Source organism: Azospirillum largimobile, from assembly GCF_977007025.2.
Map to the genome: position 1 here is coordinate 516,308 of NZ_CDRMUA020000002.1, position 19,932 is coordinate 536,239.

A 19,932-nucleotide genomic window follows, 5' to 3' on the forward strand; every position below is an offset into this window, starting at 1 on the left:
TCCGCCCGAGAAGTGGACTCAACCATGCAGAACGACATCGTCATCGTCGGCGCCGCCCGCACCGCCATCGGCGGTTTCGGCGGCACGCTGAAGGATGTGCCGCTGACCCAACTCGCCACCGTCGCCGTCAAGGCGGCGCTGGAGCGCTCCGGCGCAGCGGCGGACGCCATCGGCCATGTGGTGATGGGCAACGTCATCCCGACCGATACCAACGACGCCTATCTCAGCCGCGTCGCCGCCATCGACGCCGGCATTCCGATCGAGGTGCCGGCCTTCAACGTCAACCGGCTCTGCGGCTCGGGCCTGCAGGCCATCGTGTCGGCGGCGCAGGCGATCGCGCTCGGCGACTGCGAGGTCGCCATCGGCGGCGGTGCGGAATCGATGAGCCGCGGCCCCTATTTCGTTCCCAGCGCCCGCTGGGGCACCCGTCTCGGCGACGGGGCGCTGGTCGACTACATGAACGGCATCCTGCACGACCCCTGGCAGAAGATTCACATGGGCGTCACCGCCGAGAACGTCGCCGCCCGCTACGGCATCGACCGCGAGGCGCAGGACGCCTTGGCGGCGGAAAGCCAGCGCCGCGCCGCCCGCGCCATCGCCGAGGGCCGCTTCAAGGACCAGATCGTCCCGGTCGAAATCCCGTCGCGCAAGGGCACCATCGTCTTCGACACCGACGAGCATGTCCGCGGCGACGTGACCGCGGAGGGCTTGGCGAAGATGAAGCCGGTCTTCAAGAAGGACGGGTCGGTCACCGCCGGCAACGCCTCCGGTCTCAATGACGGCGCCGCCGCCGTGGTGCTGGCCGACGCCCGCCGCGCCCAGGCCCTGGGGCTGAAGCCGCTGGCCCGTCTGGTCGGCTACGCCCATGCCGGCGTCGAGCCCGACTACATGGGCATCGGCCCGGTCCCGGCGACCCGCAAGGTGCTGGAGCGCACCGGCCTGTCGGTCGCCGACATGGACGTGATCGAATCGAATGAGGCCTTCGCCGCCCAGGCCTGCGCCGTGATCCGCGAACTGGATTTCGACCCGGCCAAGGTGAACCCGAACGGCTCCGGCATCTCGCTCGGCCATCCTGTGGGGGCGACCGGCGCCATCATCACGGTCAAGGCCATTCACGAACTGCACCGCATCGGTGGCCGCTATGCCCTGGTGACCATGTGCATCGGCGGCGGTCAGGGCATCGCCGCGGTGTTCGAGCGGGTGTAAAGGGGCGCTTGGGCGTCTGGTTTGCACATTTGCATATGGGCCTGGTTCGCTGAAGTAGCCCCTCTCCCCTTGCGGGAGAGGGGTTGGGGTGAGGGGGCGCAAACCAAACTTCCACCGGCCTTTGGCCGTCTACACCCCTCATCCCAACCCTTCTCCCGCAAGGGGAGAAGGGCTTAAGAGACGGACCGTCGTCGCCTTCCGCGCCAAGTGCGGCAACCTCTCTGCACCTCAGGCCGCCGCCACGATCAGGACGGCGGCGGCCAGCGCTACGGCATCCTCCAGCAGGGCGGCAGGGCGGTCGCGGCCGAAGGCGGCGGCCATGCGCATCCGGGCCGCATAGCCGAGCAGCGTTCCGGCAACCGCCCCGACGCCCCCCGCCACCAGCCCGCCGATCCAGAATCCCGCATCGGCCCCGATGGCGGCACCCGCTATGGCCCCGCCGGCGATGCGGCTGGCGAAGGGAAAGGGCAGCTTGCGGCTGGGGGTGGTGGGCAGCTTGTCGACGATCAGCTCTACCAGCGCCATCGCGGTAAAGACCCAGGGCGACACCGGGTGCCCCAGGAAGAACAGCCAGCTGCCGGACACGTTCAGCCAGCCGGCATAGGCGGCCCAGCTGACCGCAGCCGGGGCGAGCAAGGTGCGCGAACCGGCGACGGCGCCGATCAGAAAGGCGAGGATCAGGGTAAGCATCGGCAGGGCGGTCCATCAGGTTGTCATTATGGATCGAGCATTATGACTTAAGGCGTCGGCGCACCGCCTGGACCAGCCGCCGCATGGCACCGGCGCGGGTGCCGGGTCCGCCATGGAGCAGACGCAGAGCCGCCAGCATCAGCGCCTCGTCGCCGTCGCGCGGCGGGTCGAAATGCGGGCGCTGCCGCCCGGTGCGGACGCAGACGGCCTTCACCTGCGTCATCTCCAGCAGCCCTTCCGCCCCGCGGGTGACGCCCCAGCCGCTGGCATGGCGTCCGCCGAAGGGCAGGCGCGGGTCGGCGGTGGGCACGATCAGGTCGTTGATCGTCACCGTTCCGGCATCAATCCGGCGGGCCAGAGCCCGCGCCTCCGCCCCCGGTCCGAAGACCGAGGCCCCCAGCGCGTAGGGGCTGAGCGCCGCGCCAGCCAGCGCCTCCTCCATGTCGCGCACGGGGACCAGCGACAGGACGGGGGCGAACAGCTCCTCGCGCAGCAGCGCCATCTCCGGCCGCGCATCGGCCAGCACCAGGGGTGCCATCTCCGGCCCATCCTTTTCCGGCAGCCCGGTAAGCACGCGGGCACCTTGCGCCACCGCGTCCCGCGCGAGAACGGCGAGCCGGCACATGGTCGGTGCCGGAACCGGGGCCGGCGGGATAGAGGCGGCATGGCGCCCCACCGCCTTCTCAAGCCCCGCCGCCAGTTCGCGCGGCACGAAGACCCGCCGCGGCGCGATGCAGGTGGCGGAGCCGTTGAGCCGCAGGCCGAAGACCAGGGCGCGGGCGACTTCCTCCACATCGGCGCCCGGCAGCACGAAGACGGCGTCGTTGCCCGACAGCTCCATGGTCGAAAACACCAGATGGCGGGCGAGCCGTTCCGCCACCGCCCGGCCGGTGCCGGCCGATCCCGTCAGGACCAGCTTGTCGACCCCGGCCTCGATGGCATCGCCCACCGCATCGGCGGACTCATCGAGCACCCGGAACAGGCCATCGGGCAGGCCGCATTCATCCAGCCAGCGAGCCAGCAGGTCCATCGGTGCGCGGCATCCCGGCGCCGGCTTGACCAGCACGGCATTGCCGGCGGCGAGCGCCTGCACCGCCTGCACCCCCGGCAGCAGCAGCGGGTAGTTGGACGGCCCGACGATCAGCACCGTGCCGAAGGGCTCCCGCCGCACCTCCGCCTCCACGCCGAACAGCCAGACCGGCCGGCCGCGCCGCCCCAGCCGCCGCGGCGCCAGCAGCCGGGCGGCCTCGCGCTCCAGAAAGCGGCAGGCTTCGGCCAGCGGCAGGATTTCGGCGCTCACACTCTCCGCCGCCCTCCGGCCGGGACGCGTCGCCAATGCCTGCACGAGGTCCTCGGCATTCGCCGCGATCCTGCGGCGAAGTCCGTGAATGACCGCAAGTCGCGATGAAATATCGGCGGCGGACCATCGCTCCCGGACTTCCGGTGATGGCCTAATCACCTCATAGGCCCAAGGGGTTACGACTGTAGAGGTGGGGATGTTGTTGTGATCCATTTCCGACTTAGCTTCGTAACCGTCACGATAGAAGTCGGCAACGCAGGAGCGTTTGGCAAGCGGATGGAACGACAAGTCGTGATCATCGGTGCAGGACCGGGCGGATTGGCATCCGCGATGCTCCTGGCGCTCACCGGTGCCAAAGTGACGGTGCTGGAACGGCAGGACCGCGTCGGCGGCCGGTCGGCCGGCTTCTCCATGGATGGATACCGGTTCGACAGCGGTCCAACCTTCTTCCTCTATCCCCGCATTCTGGAGGAGATCTTCGAGGCCTGCGGAAGCCGGCTGTCGGACGAGGTCGATTTGATCCGCCTGGATCCGCTCTACCGGCTGGTCTTCGAAGGTGGCGGGGAACTGCGTGTCCACGCCCAGATGAAGGCGCTGATGGCGGAGATCGCCAAGCTCAGCCCGCGCGATGCCGACGGGTTGCCGCGCTTCCTGGCCGACAACCGGACGAAGATGGAGCGCTTCCGCCCGGTGCTGGAATCGGACTTCTCCAGCCCGTGGGCGCTTGCGACGCTGCCGATGCTGAAGGCGCTCGGCAAGCTGGCGCCGCACCGCTCCGTCGACCGCGACCTCTCCCGCTACTTCCAGGACCCGCGCATCCGCCTCGCCTTCTCGTTCCAGAGCAAGTATCTGGGCATGTCGCCCTTCCGCTGCCCCAGCCTGTTCACCATCCTGTCCTTCCTGGAGCACGAGCACGGCATCTTCCACCCCCGCGGCGGGACGGATGCGGTGATGGCGGCGATGCGCCGCGTGGCCGAAAGCCTGGGCGTCACCGTCCGCCTGAACGAAACGGTGCGCCACATCAAGTTCCAGGGCCGGCGCGCGGTCGGGGTGCGGACGGAGGCCGGCGACTATCCGGCCGATGCGCTGGTGATCAACGCCGACTTCGCGCGGGCGATGACCACGCTGGTGCCTGACGATCTGCGCCGGCGCTGGACCGACGCCCGGCTCGCCACCAAGAAATTCTCCTGCTCCACCTTCATGCTGTACCTCGGCATCGAGGGCAAGGTGGACGGGCTGGACCACCACACGGTCTATCTGGCGAAGGATTACGCCCGCAACCTCGCGGAGATCGAGGAATGCCGGGAGTTGCCGCGCGAGCCGTCGATCTACGTGCAGAACGCCTGCGTCACCGACCCGGATCTGGCGCCGCCCGGCGGCAGCACGCTCTACATCCTGGTGCCGGTCGGCCACCAGCGCGGCCATATCGACTGGAAGGCCGAGGCGCCGCGCTACCGCCGCGCCGTGCTCGACCGGCTGGCCGGCTTCGGGCTGGGCGACATCGAGCGCCGCATCCGCGTCGAACGGGTGGTGACCCCGGCCGACTGGGAAAGCCAGTTCGCGGTGCATCGCGGCGCCACCTTCAATCTGGCGCACAGCCTCGACCAGATGCTCCACCGCCGTCCGCGCAATCGGTTCGAGGATCTGGACGGCGTCTATCTGGTGGGCGGCGGCACCCATCCCGGCAGCGGCTTGCCGGTCATCTTCGAAGGCGCACGCATCACGTCGCGGCTGCTGGCCCAGGAACTGGGCCTGCCGACACCGTGGCGCACAAAGACCATGGGTTTGTCCGGCATGCTGCGGCAGGCCGTTGCAGGGGGGATGGCATGACGGATCGGATCGCGGTGATCGGCGGGGGGCTCGGCGGGCTGGCTTCGGCGGTGGTGCTGGCGGCGCGCGGGCACAAGGTGACCCTGCTGGAAAAGAACGCCTGGGTCGGCGGCAAGGCCGCCGTGCTGGAGGAGGGCGGCTTCCGATTCGACATGGGGCCGACCATCCTGACGGTGCCGCGCGTCCTGCGCCGCATCCTGGAGGAGGCCGGCTGCGACCTCGACCGCGAACTGGAGATGGTCCGGCTGGAACCGCAATGGCGCTGCTTCTTCGACGACGGCACGGTGCTGGACCTGTCGGAGGAGATCGGCAAGATGGCGGCCGAACTCGACCGTCTGGCGCCCGGACGCGGGGCGGGGGAGGGCTATCGCCGCTTCCAGGCCCTGTCGGAACGGCTGCACGGCATCTCCGAACGCTTCTTCTTCTGGAAATCGGTGGAGGATCTCGGCGACACGCTGAACTTCCGCAACAGCCTGAACGCCGGCACGCTGTCGGACGTCCTGGCCCTGCGCATGGGCAGCACGGTTGCCGGCACCATCCGCGGCCATGTGCCGGACGCGCGGGCGGCGCAGATGCTCGACCACTTCACCCAATATGTCGGATCGTCGCCCTACGGCTCCCCGGCGGTGCTGTGCGCCATCGCCCATATGCAGACCAACGACGGCGTCTGGTATCCGATGGGCGGCACCCGCGCGGTTCCGGTGGCGCTGGAACGGGTGGCGCGCCGGCTGGGCGTGGAGATCCGCACCGGCACCGGCGTCCGCCGCCTGCAGGTGGAGGGTGGCCGCGCCGTAGCGGTGGAGACCGACGCGGGCGAGCGCATTCCAGTGTCGGCCGTGGTGTCCAACATGGATTCCGTCCGCACCTATCACGAGTTGGTCGGAGGAGCGCCGGCCAAGCGCTTCGCCAAGCGCCGGAGCTACGAGCCCGCCTGCTCGGGCGTGGTGTTCTACCTGGGGCTCGATCGCGGCTACGACCATCTGCTGCATCATGACTTCGTCTTTTCCCGCGACCCGGCGGAGGAATTCGACTGGATCTACCGGCGCGGCGAGCCGGCTCCCGACCCGACCTGCTACATCGCCGCCCCCGCCCGCACCGAGCCGGGCGTCGCCCCGCCGGGGGGGGAGGCGCTGTATGTGCTGGTCCATACCCCCTATCTGCGCCCGCATCATGACTGGAAGCGGATGCTGCCCGAGTACCGCCGCGTGGTGTTCGACAAGCTGAAGCGCACCGCCGGCATGCCCGACCTGGAGGACCGCATCCGTGTGGAGCATGTGCTGACCCCGCAGGACATCCACGACCGCTACAATGTGCTGAACGGCGCCATCTATGGCTTGGCGAGCCACGGCCGCTTCATGGGCGCCTTCAAGCCGGGCAACCGCTCCCGCGATGTCGAGGGCCTGTATCTGGCCGGCGGCGCCGCCCATCCGGGGCCGGGCATGCCGATGGTGCTGATGTCCGGCTGGATCGCTGCCGACAGCCTCGACCGCGACCTGCGCGGCGGGATGCAGGACGGCGCCGAAGCCGGCCCCGCCCGCGCCGTCGCCTGAGAAAGGCTGCCGGTCATGACGGACGATCCGGTCGCGTTACGGTCGCCGGCGCTCTGCCGCTTCTTCGGCGGCATCATGGCGCGGCGGATGCGGCGTGATTTCCACGCGGTGCGGCTGGCCCGGCCGGGCTGGCCCGTTCTGCCGCCCGACCGGCCGGTCATCGTCTATCTGAACCATCCCTCATGGTGGGATCCCGCGCTGCTGATCGTGATGGGGACCACCCGCTACCGCGACCGGGCGGGCTATGGGCCGATCGATGCGGCGATGCTGCGCCGCTACCGCTTCATGGCCCGCATCGGCCTGTTCGGCATCGAACCCGGCCGGGCGGGCGCCGTCGCCTTCCTGCGCAGCGGCGAACGCATCCTCGCCGATCCGCGCTCCATGCTGTGGATCACGGCGGAAGGCGCCTTCACCGACCCGCGCCGCCGCCCGGTCAGCCTGCGGCCGGGTATCGCCCATCTGGTCCGCCGCGTGCCCTCGGCCCTGGTGGTGCCGCTGGCGGTCGAATATCCGTTCTGGGACGAAAGCACGCCGGAGACGCTTGCCCGCTTCGGCGAGCCGATGGAGGCCGCGTCCTTCGGCGAGCAGCCGGTGGCGGATATCGCCCATGCGCTGGAACGGCGGCTGGAGGCGGTGATGGATGCATTGGCGCTCGACGCCCAGAGCCGCGACCCCGCCCGGTTCCTGATGCTGATCGACGGCACAGCCGGCATCGGCGGCGTCTATGACCTGTGGCGGAGAGCGCGGGCCTGGGCCGGCGGGCGGGCCTTCTCCCCGGCCCATGGCGACGGACCGCCAAAGGGGCATGCAACGGGGCAGGAGGTGCGCCGGCCATGAGCCTCATCGAATGGATCGCCGCCGTCAGCCTGTTCCTTGCCCTGCTGCCGCTGGGGCAGGGGATGGTGAACCTGCTGCTTTACCGCCGACCCAAGGCCGTGCCGCCGCCGGGAAGCGCCGTCAGCATCCTGATTCCCGCCCGCAACGAGGAGGCAACCATCGCCGCCGCGGTCGAAGCCGCACTCGCCAGCCGCGGCGTCGAGGTGGAAGTCGTCGTGCTGGACGACCACTCCACCGACCGCACCGCGGAGATCGTCCGCTCCATCGCCGCGCGCGACCCGCGCCTCCGGCTTGAAAGCGCGCCGCCGCTGCCGTCGGGCTGGTCGGGCAAGCAGCATGCCTGTCAGGCGCTCGCCACGCTGGCGCTGCATCCGGTGCTGCTGTTCCAGGATGCCGACGTGCGGCTGTCGCCGGATGCCGCCCGCCTGACCTGCGGCGCCCTGCTGTCCGGCCGGCATGGACTGGTCAGCGGCTTTCCGCGGCAGGAAACCGGGACGCTGGCCGAGGCGCTGGTGATCCCGCTGATCCATGTGCTGCTGCTGGGCTATCTGCCGATGCTGGGGATGCGGCGGTCGGGCGATCCGCGTTTCGCCGCCGCCTGCGGCCAGCTGATCGCCGTGCGGCGGGAGGCCTATTGGAAGGCCGGCGGCCATGCGGCGATATCGGCGTCGCTGCATGACGGGGTGACGCTGCCGCGCGCCTTCCGCCGGGCGGGGCAGGGGACCGACCTGTTCGACGCCACCGGGCTTGCCCGCTGCCGCATGTATCGCGGCTGGCGGGAGGTGTGGTCCGGCTTCACCAAGAACGCGACGGAGGGGATGGCGACCCCGGCCGCCCTGCCGGTTTGGACGCTTCTGCTGTTCGGCGGCCATGTCCTGCCCTGGATCCTGCTGGGTTGGGCGGCACTGGACCCGCTGCCGGACGAGGCCGTCGTCATGGCCGGATTGGCGGCTGCGGCGGGATTGCTGTTCCGGCTGCTGTTGCTCGTCCGCTTCCGCCAGAGCGTCGTCGGCGCGCTTCTGCACCCCATCGGCATCCTGATCATGCTGGCGATCCAGTGGTCGGCACTGCTGCGCGCCCGCCATGGCCGACCGTCGGAGTGGCGCGGACGGGCCTATCCGACCGGACCGGGGGCGTCATGACCCCCTGGCTGCGCCGCCGCGCCCACCGCATCTTCCACCCGCTGGCCGGAGCTGATGCCGCGACGCTGGCGACGGTGCTGGCCAAGGGCGGCGGGGTGGGGCCGCTGCATCTGCACCGGGTGGTGACCGCAGCCGGCGCCGCGGCCATCCGTGCACCGCTGGACCTGCTGGAGCAGCGGCGCGTGCGGCGGCTGGTTGGCCAGCACAGGGAGCAGGGCAGGGAGCAGGGCAGGGAGGCGCCGCCGCCGTTGTTCATCCTCGGCCACTGGCGCAGCGGCACCACCCATCTGCTGAACCTGCTGGCGCAGGACGAGCGCTTCGCCGCCCCCGACCCGCTGGCGGTCGGCCTGCCCTGGGGTTTCCTGGGCCTGAGTTCCTTCTGGCGCTCGCGCCTTGAAGCGTGGCTGCCGCCCGACCGGATCATCGACCCGATGCCGATCGACCCGACCGCCCCGCAGGAGGACGAACTGGCCCTGGCGCTGATGCAGCCGCTGTCCTACTACCACGGCATCTTCTTTCCCAGGCACCTGTACCGTGGCTTCCGCCAGGGCGTGCTGTTCGAAGGCTGCCGTCCGGAGGCCGTCGCCCTGTGGCGCCGCCGGATGGATCATTACCTGACCAAGCTTCAGCTCTATTCCGGCAGCCGGCGCCTGCTGATCAAGAATCCGGCCCACACCGCAAGGGTAGGGGAATTGCTGGCCCTGCGCCCCGATGCGGTTTTCCTCCACATCCACCGCGACCCCTACGAGGTCTTCAGCTCCACCCGCCGCATGCTGCTGACCCTGCTGCGGGAGTTCTCGCTGCAATCCTACGATCCGCGGGCGGTCGACGGGCTGGTGCTGGACCTCTATCCCGCGATCATGGCGCGGTTCGACCGCGACCGGGCGCTATTGCCGCCCGGCCGGCTGGTGGAAATCCGCTATGACCGCTTCATCGCCGATCCGCTGGAAACGCTGCGTCACGTCTATGACGGACTAAACCTCGGACCCTTCGAGCCGGTGCAGCCGCGGATGGAATCCTATCTGGCCGGCGTGCGCAATTACCGGCGGGCCCGGCACGATCTGGAGGATCAGGCCCGCCGCGCGGTGCGCCGGCAGTGGGCCTTCGCCTTCGATCGCTGGGACTATTGACGGCTCAGGATTCGCCGCGCTCCTCGCGCTTGGCCTGCTGCCACAGCGCTTCCATCTCGTCCAGCGTGGCGTCCTGCGGCTTGCGGCCCTCGGCCGACAGCAGCGCCTCGATCCGGTGGAAGCGGCGTTCGAACTTGGCATTGGTGCCGCGCAGCGCCGTTTCCGGCTCCACCTTCAGGCGGCGGGCGAGGTTGACCAGCGCGAAAAGCAGGTCGCCCAATTCGTCGGCCACTCGCTCCTGAGCCGATCCGGCGTCCATCTCCGCCCGCAATTCCCGCACTTCCTCCTCGATCTTGTCGAGGATGTCGCGGGCGTCGGTCCAGTCGAAGCCGACACGCGCCGCGCGGTTCTGCAGCTTCAGCGCGCGGGTCAGGGCGGGCAGGCCGGCGATCACGCCCTCCAGCGCCGATGGCGCCCGGCCTTCCTCCGCCGCCTTGGCCGCCCGTTCGGCCGCCTTGTGGTCCTCCCAGCGCGAAGTCTGCTGGTCGGAGGATTTCACCTCCTCCGGTCCGAAGACATGGGGATGGCGGCGGATCATCTTGTCGGTGATGACGCCGGCGACCTCGTCGAAGTCGAACAGGCCTTCCTCGCGCGCCATCTGGCTGTAATAGACGACCTGGAACAGCAGATCGCCCAACTCCTCGCGCAGGGCGACCTTGTCGTCCTTCTCGATGGCGTCGGCCACCTCATAGGCTTCTTCGATGGTGTGCGGCGCGATGGAGCGGTAGGTCTGCTCCAGATCCCACGGGCATCCGCCGTCGGGATTCCGCAGCCGCGCCATCACGTCGAGCAGCCGGTCGATGTTGCGGGTCATGTCTTGCGGTCTCCGGATACGGGGAGGGAAAGTCCGCGACGATAGCGGACAGGGACGGCCGGGGGAAGTTGCGCGGATCGGACACTGACATTCTCACTTTGCGGGCATTCCCACTTTGCGGGCAGAGAAAAAACGCATAAGGGGTCTTATGGAAATACCTGTAGGAGGATTGCTCATGTCAGGAACGTCAGATACCTAACCACTCTGCGCGTTTGATCCCTGTTGCTGACAGGCTTACCCTGAGGCTGTCAACAACGTGTCAGGTGCGTCATGCACCTTCAGCGTATCGTGATGCCTTCGGGCTTGGTCAGTTGGACAGCTTTCGACGACCACGGTGTGGTGGTTCCGGAAATCCGCGACTTTGTGCTGTTCCTGGAGGCACGCCGCTATGCGCCCAGCACCGTCCGACACTACGCCCGTCATGTCGTGCAGTTGGGAAATCATCTCGGAGCCTTGGGTAAGAGCTTCGCGCAGTTGACGGCTCCAGAATTCGACCGTTTCCTCATGACAGCGGTTCGATATGGTAGCAGCCAGGCTTCCGCCCACGCTCGAATTGTGCCATTGCATCAGGAACGCCATGCCGGCTCCGCCAGCTTGCACAACCAAGTCTTGTTTTCCATCAAGGGCTTCTATCAGTTCCTGGACCAGCGGCAGAGTTCAGCGGTCTTCGCTGAGGCCGAACGCCACCGGGCCTACGATGCCTTGGACAGCTACCGGCCGTTCCTCCACCACATTTCCGGCCGCAAGGCGCAGCGCCGGTCGGAGCGCCGGGCCGACCGGACCGTCAAGGCTGCCGCCGCCAAACGGGCGGCCGATGCCCGGCTGCGGCCCGAACAGGTCTTGCGGATCATCGAGGCGGCCACCTTGGCCCGCGATGCCTTCTTGGTGGTTCTCCTGTACACGACCGGCATGCGGATCGGCGAGGCGCGCGGGCTCCACCACGAAGACATCCGGCTCGACGAGAACGTCATCTGGGTGACGCCACGGACCCTGGAAAACGGTGCCCGGGTCAAGAACGGCAAGCCCCGCCCCATCCCGGTTCCCGGCTTCATCCTGCGCCTGTACGAGGACTACCTGGCCAGCGACGAGTACCTGCCGGCGTTCGAGACCGGCACCGACTACGTGTTCTGCAACGTGCAGGGTGGACGGATCGGCCGCGGCCTCACGGAGGCCAACGCTTACGACATCCAGGACCGTCTGATCGGCAAGTCGGGTATCGCGTTCACTTGGCACATGTTCCGGCACTCGCACGCGAGCGAAGCCATTGCCCAGGGCTATAGCCTGCTCGACGTCGCCGATCGCCTCGGGCACGCCAGTCCGCAAACGACGAACGACATCTACAAGCACCTGTTCAACGTCGAGTATCGCAAGCTTTATCTGCGCAGCCATGAGGAGTTGGCAGACAAGCTGGATCCCCTTCGGCGCCGAGCGCTGACCGAAGGAGCAGTAAAATGGCTCTGACCGCCGTCCACGTCAATCCGCCGGCAGACGCCTACCTCGGCGGTTTGCGGGCTGTGATCGCTTCCATCTCCCCTGCTCTCCTCGACCGGGATCGCTGGGGGTTCCAGACGCTAAAAGAGGCTTATGGCATTGACGAGACATCACACCTTTATAGTAGAAGCGACTCGAGGGCAAAGGGGATTTCCATCCGGCCGAGCGCAGATCAAATCTTATCCGACGTTTTTCTGCGTGGAATTGGTTATGATTTCACCATCGTTCCTGAACCATTTCGGACTGAACTGAAGGCTTTCTTTGCTTGGCGACTAGCCCGGCCCCAGCATCGTTCCCGTGAGCCACACTGCCGTACGGTTCGGCTCATTGCCTTCTGCCATCAGCTTTCTGCCAATCCCACGGCCTTGCCCCGGCTGATTGACTACGGACATCCTATAGAGTTTGGAGCGGGAAATGGAAGCTCTCCGCTTCGGAATAGTATGGAACTTTGGTTGAACGAAGTTGGGTTGAGCACGACAATTGACACTCCGGAAATCATTACACGTGATGAAAGCGGTTCTCGCGTTATCATTCGACATAACTACCGCTGCCAAAACAGCATGCCCGCCAACGAGCTGACCTTTATCTTGGTGCTGCTGCGGGAGCGGATGAAGCTTCTGGAGCGGCGTGATCTTATTCTTATGCGGGATCTCTACCCCGAAGAGGAGATTGCCGAGGCCCCGCGAAGAGAATCCTACATTCATTTTTACGGATTCCGGTTGGATTGGCTACGCCATGCCGCTCGCCATTTCATTCTCAGCAAGATCAATCACCAGGAACTTCGCCCAACATCATTGCCGGGGTTCATTTCACGCCTTCAATTGCTTGAAACCTGCTTACGTGAAGAGCATGCCGATCCTCAAATCGAGCACGTTACCGAGTCCTTTATTAGGGAGCGCTTCCTGAATTGGGGGAATACCCGCAAGTGCGTCGGCAAGAACTGGTACGCCGACGTCTGCAATCTCGTTCGCTACGCCTCCTGTTACTTGGCCGACCGCGGTTGGCCAAACCTCATGCTGGACAAGCGCGATCTCCGCCGTGTCGAAGGCATGTGGCCTGGAGGACGTGGCTATCAGTTGAAGGTGACGGAGCGCACCATACCCGATGATATTATCGAGCAGATGTTCCAGAAGCTCGACAGTCTCGACCCTGTCCTGAAGCGCCTTCTCATTCTTGGCCGCTACACCGGCATGCGGAGTGCAGATCTTCACGCCCTCGACTTCGACTGCCTGAAGGACGATCCTGACGATCCACGCTTTATGATTCTGACGTTCTACCAATCCAAGGTGCAACGCTGGAACACCAAGCCTCTTCTGAGGGAAGACGCCGCCCACGCGCTTGTAATCATGACCATTCGCGAGCAGCAGACCGAGGTGCGCCAGCAGTGGGAGCATGAGACAAAGTATTTGTTTCCGACACGAACCGGCGACGGCGAAACGACCCTGACCGGCGACTATACACGCGATGCCATCAAGAAATGGATGCTTACGGAAGGCATCCGCACCAAGGATGGAGTTTTTTGGGAGTTCGGTTGGCATGGCTTGCGGCACTTTCATGGCACCGAACTGGCGCTGCAAGGCCATGACATTGCGCTGATCCAGATGGAACTGGGCCATGGCTCCGCCGACATGACGATGGTTTACATCAACCGCCGCCTGCACCTGAAAAAGAAGGCCTTGTTGGAGAAGGGCGGCGGCCGATTCATCGACATCAAGGGCCAAGTGGACAACAAGATGGCGGCCCTTGCCGTGCGCCGGGATGCCACGCTGGCCGTGGATGTGCCTGGCGGCCTGTGCTCCCTACCTGGCCAACTGGGCGAATGGTGCGAGCACAACCGCGCCTGCATGACTTGCATCCATTTCCGCGCAGACGTCGATCAACTGGCTTTCTTCGACCAGGAGTACGCGGCCATTACCGACACCATCGCCCGTTTGAAGCAGGAGGTTGCCAAATACCGCGAGCAGGGACGGACTCGCATGGCGGAGATTGGCGAAAAGCGGCTGGCGCACAACCAAGCTCTGTTCATAAACCTCACCACCATCATCGCGACCATCAAGGCAGAAGGCAGCTACCGTGGCGACACCCACAAATACCAGCGGCCTACGGGCAGCAACGGAGGAGAAGCGCATCCGCAAGCGCCGGGCCGTTGAGGCCGCCATCCAGGACATGCGGCACGCCGGCGAGGCGATCACCTTCAAGATCATCGCCGAGAAAGCCGGCGTCAGCCGCGAATACCTTTACCAGAACTTCAAGGCAGACATCGAGCAGCTGCGGACAGCGACGCATAGCCGGCGCATCGAGATGGAGGGCGAACCGGTGCCAATGCGCACCGCCCGCCGCTCGGCCACCATCGAGGCGGCGTTGCGCAACAAGATCACGCGCTTGGAAGAGGAGGCCACGGAATTCCGCAAGCAGAAGACTGCGCTGGAGCGCCGCTACGAAAGAGCCCTGGGCGAGGCCGAGGAATGGCGCCAACGGCATCAGCGCGCCTTGGCAGAACTGCTGGAATTGCGCGGACGGCTGATCCGGAACGACGGCTGATGAGCGCCGAGCCTGGGGCCGCCGTAGCGCACCCCAGGACAGTTTCAAGTTCGGCGGCGGCCATCGGCTCCCCAGCCTGTACCGCAATACGAGGCTAAACCAACTCCTGAAACCCGCTCAAGTACGGCGTTCAAATACCCTCTTTATTGCTAACCATCCTGCTAAGTGGACATGTCAACTGCGTGTTAGACCCTGAATTTCAGCCACATCAGTGCACTTCCTACAGGTAAATGGAAACTAAGACGTGGCCGGAGCAGGGCTCCGGGTAATCCCTGATCCAAAAATCGCGGGGTGCCTGCGCAGGGATCCTGCACTTTCGGCGTATAAACCCATGACAGCAACCGGGAGCGGGCGGAAGACGGCGTGGAGCCTACCGAGGAGACGGTTACGGACGAGGCGCTGATGGCGAGCGCCGCGGCCGGCGACCGGAAAGCGTTTGGAACACTCACGCGCCGACATCTGCGCCGCAGCATCGCCTTGGCCCAACGGGTGGTCGGGAACGCCGCCGACGCCGAAGAGGTTGCGCAGGACGCCTTCCTGCAGATCTGGGCCAACGCCGACCGCTGGCGCGGGGACGGAACCCGCTTCACGACCTGGCTGTACAGGATCGTGGTGAACCGCGCCATCGACTACAAACGGCGGCGCAGCTTCACCCCGCTCGACGATGCCGGCGAGATCGCCGACCCGGCCTGGAGCGCCGAAACGGTGATCGACGGCATCAGGATCGGTGCGGCGGTGGACGCCGCGATCGCGGCGCTGCCCGAACGCCAACGGGCGGCGCTCAGTCTCTGCTATCATGAGGAGATGACGTGCGCTGAGGCTTCGGAAATCTTGCAGGTGTCTGTTTCGGCTATGGAAAGTCTGCTGGTCCGGGCGCGCCGCGTGGTGCGGGCCCGGCTTCAACCCCTGATCCGTCAGAAGGACGGTGCACGGTCATGACACTCAAAGAGTTCAAACGCTACGCCGCGGCCTATGGTGCCGATCTGGACCGGTGGCCGCGCTCCGCCCGGGTGGATGCGCTGACCCTTCTGGACGACAGTGCCGAGGCCCGCGACCTGCTGGCCGATGCCGCCGTCACCGATACGCTGCTGGATGCCGCATCGACTCCGCTCGTCTCGTCCAGGCGGGAGGCGCAGGTCTATGCCCGCATCGCCGACTGTCTGTCCCAGCGGGTCGTTCCCGAATTCGTGCCGTGGTTCCTGTCGCGACCGCCCTTCCGCCCTGCCCCGCTCGCCGGATTCCTGGCCGGCATGGCGGTGATCGGGTTCCTCAGCTACAGCCAGGGTCTGGTCACCTTCGAAAAGACGAGCACGCCCAACCTGTCGGGCGTGATGATCGTCAGCTATCTGGGAGACGTGCGATGACGCCGTCCATCCGGCGCCGTTGGCCCTGGTTCCTTCTGGTCGGGTCTCTTGCGCTGAACATGCTGGCGGGCGGCTTCGTCGTCGCCCATAGCTTCCGGCCGCCCCCGCCGCCCGGACCGGAGCACATGCTGGAACGGCTGGTCGACGAGGTGTCGGACCGGTTGTCGCCAGCCGACGCCACGATCCTGCGCAAGGCGCTTGACGATGCGCGGCCGCTGTTCGTCCGCATCCGCGTCGGCCGTGAGGAGTTCGCGCCGCGCCTGCGCACCGAATTGATGGCCGACCCCTTCGATCCGAAGCGGCTGACGGCCCTGTTCGAGAACATCCACGCCAACGATGCCGCGCTTCGGCGGGAGTTCGAGGCACGCGTCGCCGACACCCTGTCCCGCTTGTCCCCGGAAGGCCGCCTGCGTCTCGCTGAAAGCCGCCTTCCCTGATCCTTTCGGTTTCGACCGGCGGCAGACACTTCCGGGGTAAGGCCGGGACGGCATGTCCGTCCCGGCCCTTTTTCGTTCATCGCTGTGCGATCGCGGCATCCCGTCGCACAAAAAGAAAAGGGCGGCCCCGCGCTATCGCCGCCGGGCCGCCCGTCAGTTTGGTTCGGGAGGAAACGCAACCAAGTTGCAAGCAGAGGTATAGGGCCGATATGGTTAACGGCGGGTGAAGGGATGCGGAAAATCAGCCCCTACCACCTTTTTGCGAAAAACCAGTCCGAATAGCTCCGCTCCAGCTTCCTCCATCGGGCTCTCTGCCGAAAGGGCGGGGTGGCGCCGCACTGCCCCGACGCGGTATGACAGACGCCCTTTCATGTCGTCACCAGTCCGCAGGATCCCTGCCTCATGCTGTCCATCAGCCAGCGCATCGCCGACGAACTGTCGGTCCGCGAGTCCCAGGTCGCTTCCGCCATCGCCATGCTCGACGAGGGATCGACCGTTCCCTTCATCGCGCGCTACCGCAAGGAGGCGACCGGCGGCCTGGACGACACCCAGCTCCGCACCCTTGAGGAGCGGCTGGGCTACCTGCGGGAGCTGGAGGACCGCCGTGCCAGCATCCTGTCGACCATCCAGGAGCAGGGCAAGCTGACGCCCGAACTGGAACGCCAGATCAAGCAGGCGGACACCAAGACCCGGCTGGAGGACCTCTACCTCCCCTACAAGCAGAAGCGCCGTACCAAGGCCCAGATCGCCCGCGAAGCCGGGTTGGAGCCGCTGGCCGACGCGCTGCTGGCCGACCCGAAGAAGCAGCCGGAGGCAGAGGCCGCTGCCTTCGTGGATGCCGAAAAGGGCGTCGCCGACGTCAAGGCGGCGCTGGACGGCGCCCGCCACATCCTGGTGGAACGCTTCGGCGAGGATGCCGAACTGGTCGGGCGCCTGCGCACCGCCATGGCGGACAAGGGTGTCGTCACCTCCAAGGTGATCGAGGAGAAGAAGGCCGAGGGCGCCAAATTCTCCGACTATTTCGACTTCTCGGAGAACTGGTCCAAGCTGCCGTCGCACCGGGCGCTGGCCCTGTTCCGCGGCCGGGCGCAGGGCGTGCTCGACATCCGCCTGGACCTGCCGGTCGACGAGGGGCAGCCCCACCCGGCGGAGGGCGCCATCGCGGTCCACACCGGCATCCGCGACCAGGGCCGCCCGGCCGACAAGTGGCTGTCCGACGTGGTGCGCTGGACCTGGAAGCTGAAGATCGGTCCGCATATCGAAACCGACCTGATGGGCACCCTGCGCGAACGGGCGGAGGACGAGGCGATCCGTGTCTTCGCCCGCAACCTGCACGATTTGCTGCTGGCTGCTCCGGCCGGCCAGCGCGCCACCATCGGGCTCGACCCCGGCATCCGCACCGGCGTGAAGGTCGCCGTCGTCGATTCCACCGGCAAGCTGGTGGAGACGACGACCATCTATCCGCACCCGCCGCGCAACGACTGGGACGGCTCCATCGCCGTGCTGGCGGCGCTGGCGGCGCGGCACAAGGTGGAACTGATCTCCATCGGCAACGGCACCGCCTCGCGCGAGACCGACAAACTCGCCGCCGACCTGATGAAACGCCATCCCGAGCTGTCCCTGACCAAGCTGGTGGTCAGCGAAGCCGGGGCGTCGGTCTATTCTGCGTCGGAGACCGCGGCGCACGAGTTCCCCGGCCTGGACGTCAGCCTGCGCGGCGCCGTATCCATCGCGCGGCGCCTGCAGGACCCGCTGGCCGAACTGGTGAAGATCGAGCCGAAGTCCATCGGCGTCGGCCAGTACCAGCATGACGTTGCCGGCGGCAAGCTGGCGCGTTCGCTGGACGCGGTGGTCGAGGATTGCGTGAACGCGGTCGGCGTCGACCTCAACACCGCCTCCATCCCGCTGCTGACCCGCGTGTCGGGCCTGAACGAGACCATTGCCCGCAACATCGTGGAGCATCGCGACCGCAACGGCGCCTTCCGCTCGCGCAAGCAACTGCTCGACGTGGCGCGGCTGGGGCCGAAGACCTTCGAGCAGGCCGCCGGCTTCCTGCGCATCCGCGACGGCGAGAATCCGCTCGACGGCTCCGCCGTCCATCCGGAAGCCTATCCGGTGGTCCAGCGCATCGTGAAGACCACCGGTCGCGACCTCGGCAGCGTCATCGGCGACGCCCGCTTCCTGCGCGGCCTGAATGCGGAAGAGTTCACCGACGAACGCTTCGGCCTGCCCACCATCGAGGATATCATCAAGGAACTGGAGAAGCCCGGCCGCGACCCGCGTCCGGAGTTCAAGACCGCCACCTTCAAGGAGGGCGTGGAGGAACTGAAGCATCTCCAGCCCGGCATGATGCTGGAGGGCGTCGTCACCAACGTCACCGCATTCGGCGCCTTCGTCGACATCGGCGTCCACCAGGATGGGCTGGTGCATATCTCGCAGCTGGCCAACAGCTTCGTGAAGGATCCTCACACGGTGGTGAAGGCCGGCGACGTGGTGAAGGTGAAGGTGCTGGAGGTCGACATTCCCCGCAAGCGCATCGCGCTGACGATGCGCATGGGCGAGGAAGCGCCGCGTCCGGCCCGGCGGGAGGAGCGCCGCGAAGACCGGGGGCTGGCGGGTCCACAGCAGGATCGCCGTCCGACGGCGCCGGCTCCGAAGCCCGCCCCGAAGCCGGCGAAGGCGCCGGAGCCGGTCAACAGCGCCTTCGCCGAGGCCTTCGCTCGGGCGCAGTCGGGGAAGAAGAAGTAAAGATGGTGCGAACTTAAACCCCCACCTAACCTCCCCCGCTGGGCGGGGGAGGGACTGCCGCTGCCTTCCCGATCAAGCACTTATCCCCTCCCCCGCCCAGCGGGGGAGGGTTAGGGTGGGGGCATCCGCCGCAACCACTCCCCCAAAAAAAGTCCCCTCGTCCGCGGGGGGGACGAGGGGAGAAAGGCCGATGGTCTTGCCGTTACGGGGATGTCATTCGGCCGCCATCAGCACCGGAGCCTCATTGCGCACGGCGTTGACCGCGACATAGCGGTCCAGCGCGTCGAGGCATTCGTTGAGGGTTCCGGAACCGACCGCGCGGCAGTCCTCGAAGGCGTGCGGCTCGGGGCGGAACCAATGGGTGATGTAGCATTCCTCGCGCCCGTCCAGGCTGAGGGTGAGGGCGAAGCGGCCCTCACGCCCGAGATGGGCTTGAGCGGCGCGCAGACGCGCCTGGACCTCTTCTATCGTCATGAGATGATATCCTTCCCTTGATGCCGCCTGACATCAGGCGGCGTGGGCGAACGTCCTGTCTTTCGATTGCCCGTCTTCCGATTCCGAGTCTTCCAACCGTCGAGCCCAGTCGATGTCACGCGCCAGAGAATCGACGAGGACGCGTGCCGCCCCTGCGCTCTCCGCCGGGGTGTCGGACCGCAGCAGTCCCGACAGCCGCATCGCCAGGGTTTCGGCCTCCGCCTCCACCCAGCGGGCATAGTGGCGGCGGCGCTGGGCGCGGTTCCAGTACCAGCGGGGCAGCTGGGCGTTCGCGCGTTCGAACTCGCCTTCCCAGGCGCTCATGCGGAACAACCCGCTGGGCGACCGGTCGCCGATGTCATGAGTCGTCTGGGTCAT

At 66.9% G+C, this 19,932-nt stretch carries 18 protein-coding genes; 13 read left to right on the forward strand and 5 right to left on the reverse strand.

What is annotated here, in order from left to right:
• The first annotated feature begins 24 nt into the window (after positions 1–24).
• Complete coding sequence (locus ACWPKK_RS15710) at positions 25–1,206, forward strand: acetyl-CoA C-acyltransferase family protein (protein ID WP_452005793.1); 1,182 nt, start codon at positions 25–27, stop codon at positions 1,204–1,206.
• A 228-nt stretch (positions 1,207–1,434) separates the two neighbouring features.
• On the opposite strand, the gene ACWPKK_RS15715 is transcribed toward ACWPKK_RS15710, so the two are convergent.
• Both ACWPKK_RS15715 and ACWPKK_RS15720 read right to left on the reverse strand, forming a co-directional pair.
• Positions 1,435–1,896 (reverse strand): DUF4126 domain-containing protein, encoded by a 462-nt coding sequence (locus tag ACWPKK_RS15715; protein WP_452005796.1) that lies wholly within the window; start codon positions 1,894–1,896, stop codon positions 1,435–1,437.
• A gap of 40 nt (positions 1,897–1,936) precedes the next feature.
• Positions 1,937–3,409: an aldehyde dehydrogenase family protein gene (locus tag ACWPKK_RS15720; protein WP_452005799.1), complete on the reverse strand. Its 1,473-nt coding sequence runs from the start codon at positions 3,407–3,409 to the stop codon at positions 1,937–1,939.
• Between the two features lie 63 nt (positions 3,410–3,472).
• Here ACWPKK_RS15720 and crtI point away from each other — a divergent pair, with 63 nt between their 5' ends.
• Genes crtI through ACWPKK_RS15745 form a run of 5 tightly spaced genes read left to right on the forward strand, consistent with a single transcriptional unit; the run spans position 3,473 to position 9,685 of the window.
• Positions 3,473–5,026 carry a phytoene desaturase family protein gene (gene crtI, locus ACWPKK_RS15725; RefSeq protein ID WP_452005802.1) on the forward strand — a complete coding sequence of 518 codons (1,554 nt, stop codon included), beginning with the start codon at positions 3,473–3,475 and terminating at the stop codon, positions 5,024–5,026.
• Positions 5,023–6,576: a phytoene desaturase family protein gene (locus ACWPKK_RS15730; protein WP_452005804.1), complete on the forward strand. Its 1,554-nt coding sequence runs from the start codon at positions 5,023–5,025 to the stop codon at positions 6,574–6,576. Before crtI ends, ACWPKK_RS15730 begins: the two co-directional genes overlap by 4 nt.
• Positions 6,577–6,591: 15 nt before the next feature.
• A complete protein-coding gene (locus ACWPKK_RS15735) occupies positions 6,592–7,413 on the forward strand; it encodes a lysophospholipid acyltransferase family protein (protein WP_452005807.1) in 822 nt (273 codons plus the stop codon).
• Complete coding sequence (locus ACWPKK_RS15740; RefSeq protein WP_452005809.1) at positions 7,410–8,555, forward strand: glycosyltransferase; 1,146 nt, start codon at positions 7,410–7,412, stop codon at positions 8,553–8,555. Before ACWPKK_RS15735 ends, ACWPKK_RS15740 begins: the two co-directional genes overlap by 4 nt.
• On the forward strand, positions 8,552–9,685 hold the full coding sequence (locus ACWPKK_RS15745; RefSeq protein WP_452005812.1) for a sulfotransferase family protein: 1,134 nt from the start codon (positions 8,552–8,554) through the stop codon (positions 9,683–9,685). The genes ACWPKK_RS15740 and ACWPKK_RS15745 overlap by 4 nt, the downstream gene beginning before the upstream one ends.
• A gap of 4 nt (positions 9,686–9,689) precedes the next feature.
• On the opposite strand, the gene mazG is transcribed toward ACWPKK_RS15745, so the two are convergent.
• The gene (gene mazG, locus ACWPKK_RS15750) at positions 9,690–10,499 is read right to left on the reverse strand and encodes a nucleoside triphosphate pyrophosphohydrolase (RefSeq protein WP_452005815.1); all 810 of its coding nucleotides are present in this window, start codon (positions 10,497–10,499) and stop codon (positions 9,690–9,692) included.
• Between the two features lie 270 nt (positions 10,500–10,769).
• On the opposite strand from mazG, the gene ACWPKK_RS15755 reads away from it, so the two are divergent.
• The 7 genes from ACWPKK_RS15755 to ACWPKK_RS15785 all read left to right on the forward strand — a co-directional run bounded on the left by ACWPKK_RS15755 (position 10,770) and on the right by ACWPKK_RS15785 (position 19,080).
• Positions 10,770–11,960, forward strand: coding sequence for a tyrosine-type recombinase/integrase (locus tag ACWPKK_RS15755; protein WP_452005818.1), 1,191 nt, complete (start codon positions 10,770–10,772; stop codon positions 11,958–11,960).
• Positions 11,951–14,140 (forward strand): tyrosine-type recombinase/integrase, encoded by a 2,190-nt coding sequence (locus tag ACWPKK_RS15760; RefSeq protein ID WP_452005820.1) that lies wholly within the window; start codon positions 11,951–11,953, stop codon positions 14,138–14,140. The genes ACWPKK_RS15755 and ACWPKK_RS15760 overlap by 10 nt, the downstream gene beginning before the upstream one ends.
• Positions 14,141–14,156: 16 nt before the next feature.
• Entirely contained in the window at positions 14,157–14,531 is a 375-nt protein-coding gene (locus ACWPKK_RS15765; protein WP_452005822.1) for a hypothetical protein, read from the forward strand.
• A 363-nt stretch (positions 14,532–14,894) separates the two neighbouring features.
• Positions 14,895–15,470, forward strand: a complete 576-nt coding sequence (locus ACWPKK_RS15770) for a sigma-70 family RNA polymerase sigma factor (protein ID WP_452005825.1) — start codon at positions 14,895–14,897, stop codon at positions 15,468–15,470.
• Entirely contained in the window at positions 15,467–15,895 is a 429-nt protein-coding gene (locus tag ACWPKK_RS15775) for a hypothetical protein (RefSeq protein WP_452005828.1), read from the forward strand. Before ACWPKK_RS15770 ends, ACWPKK_RS15775 begins: the two co-directional genes overlap by 4 nt.
• Complete coding sequence (locus ACWPKK_RS15780; protein WP_452005830.1) at positions 15,892–16,332, forward strand: periplasmic heavy metal sensor; 441 nt, start codon at positions 15,892–15,894, stop codon at positions 16,330–16,332. The genes ACWPKK_RS15775 and ACWPKK_RS15780 overlap by 4 nt, the downstream gene beginning before the upstream one ends.
• A 402-nt stretch (positions 16,333–16,734) precedes the next feature.
• Positions 16,735–19,080 (forward strand): Tex family protein, encoded by a 2,346-nt coding sequence (locus ACWPKK_RS15785; RefSeq protein WP_452005833.1) that lies wholly within the window; start codon positions 16,735–16,737, stop codon positions 19,078–19,080.
• Positions 19,081–19,293: 213 nt separating this feature from the next.
• On the opposite strand, the gene ACWPKK_RS15790 is transcribed toward ACWPKK_RS15785, so the two are convergent.
• Positions 19,294–19,554: a hypothetical protein gene (locus tag ACWPKK_RS15790; RefSeq protein ID WP_452005836.1), complete on the reverse strand. Its 261-nt coding sequence runs from the start codon at positions 19,552–19,554 to the stop codon at positions 19,294–19,296.
• Between the two features lie 33 nt (positions 19,555–19,587).
• Positions 19,588–19,932 (reverse strand): hypothetical protein, encoded by a 345-nt coding sequence (locus tag ACWPKK_RS15795; RefSeq protein WP_452005839.1) that lies wholly within the window; start codon positions 19,930–19,932, stop codon positions 19,588–19,590.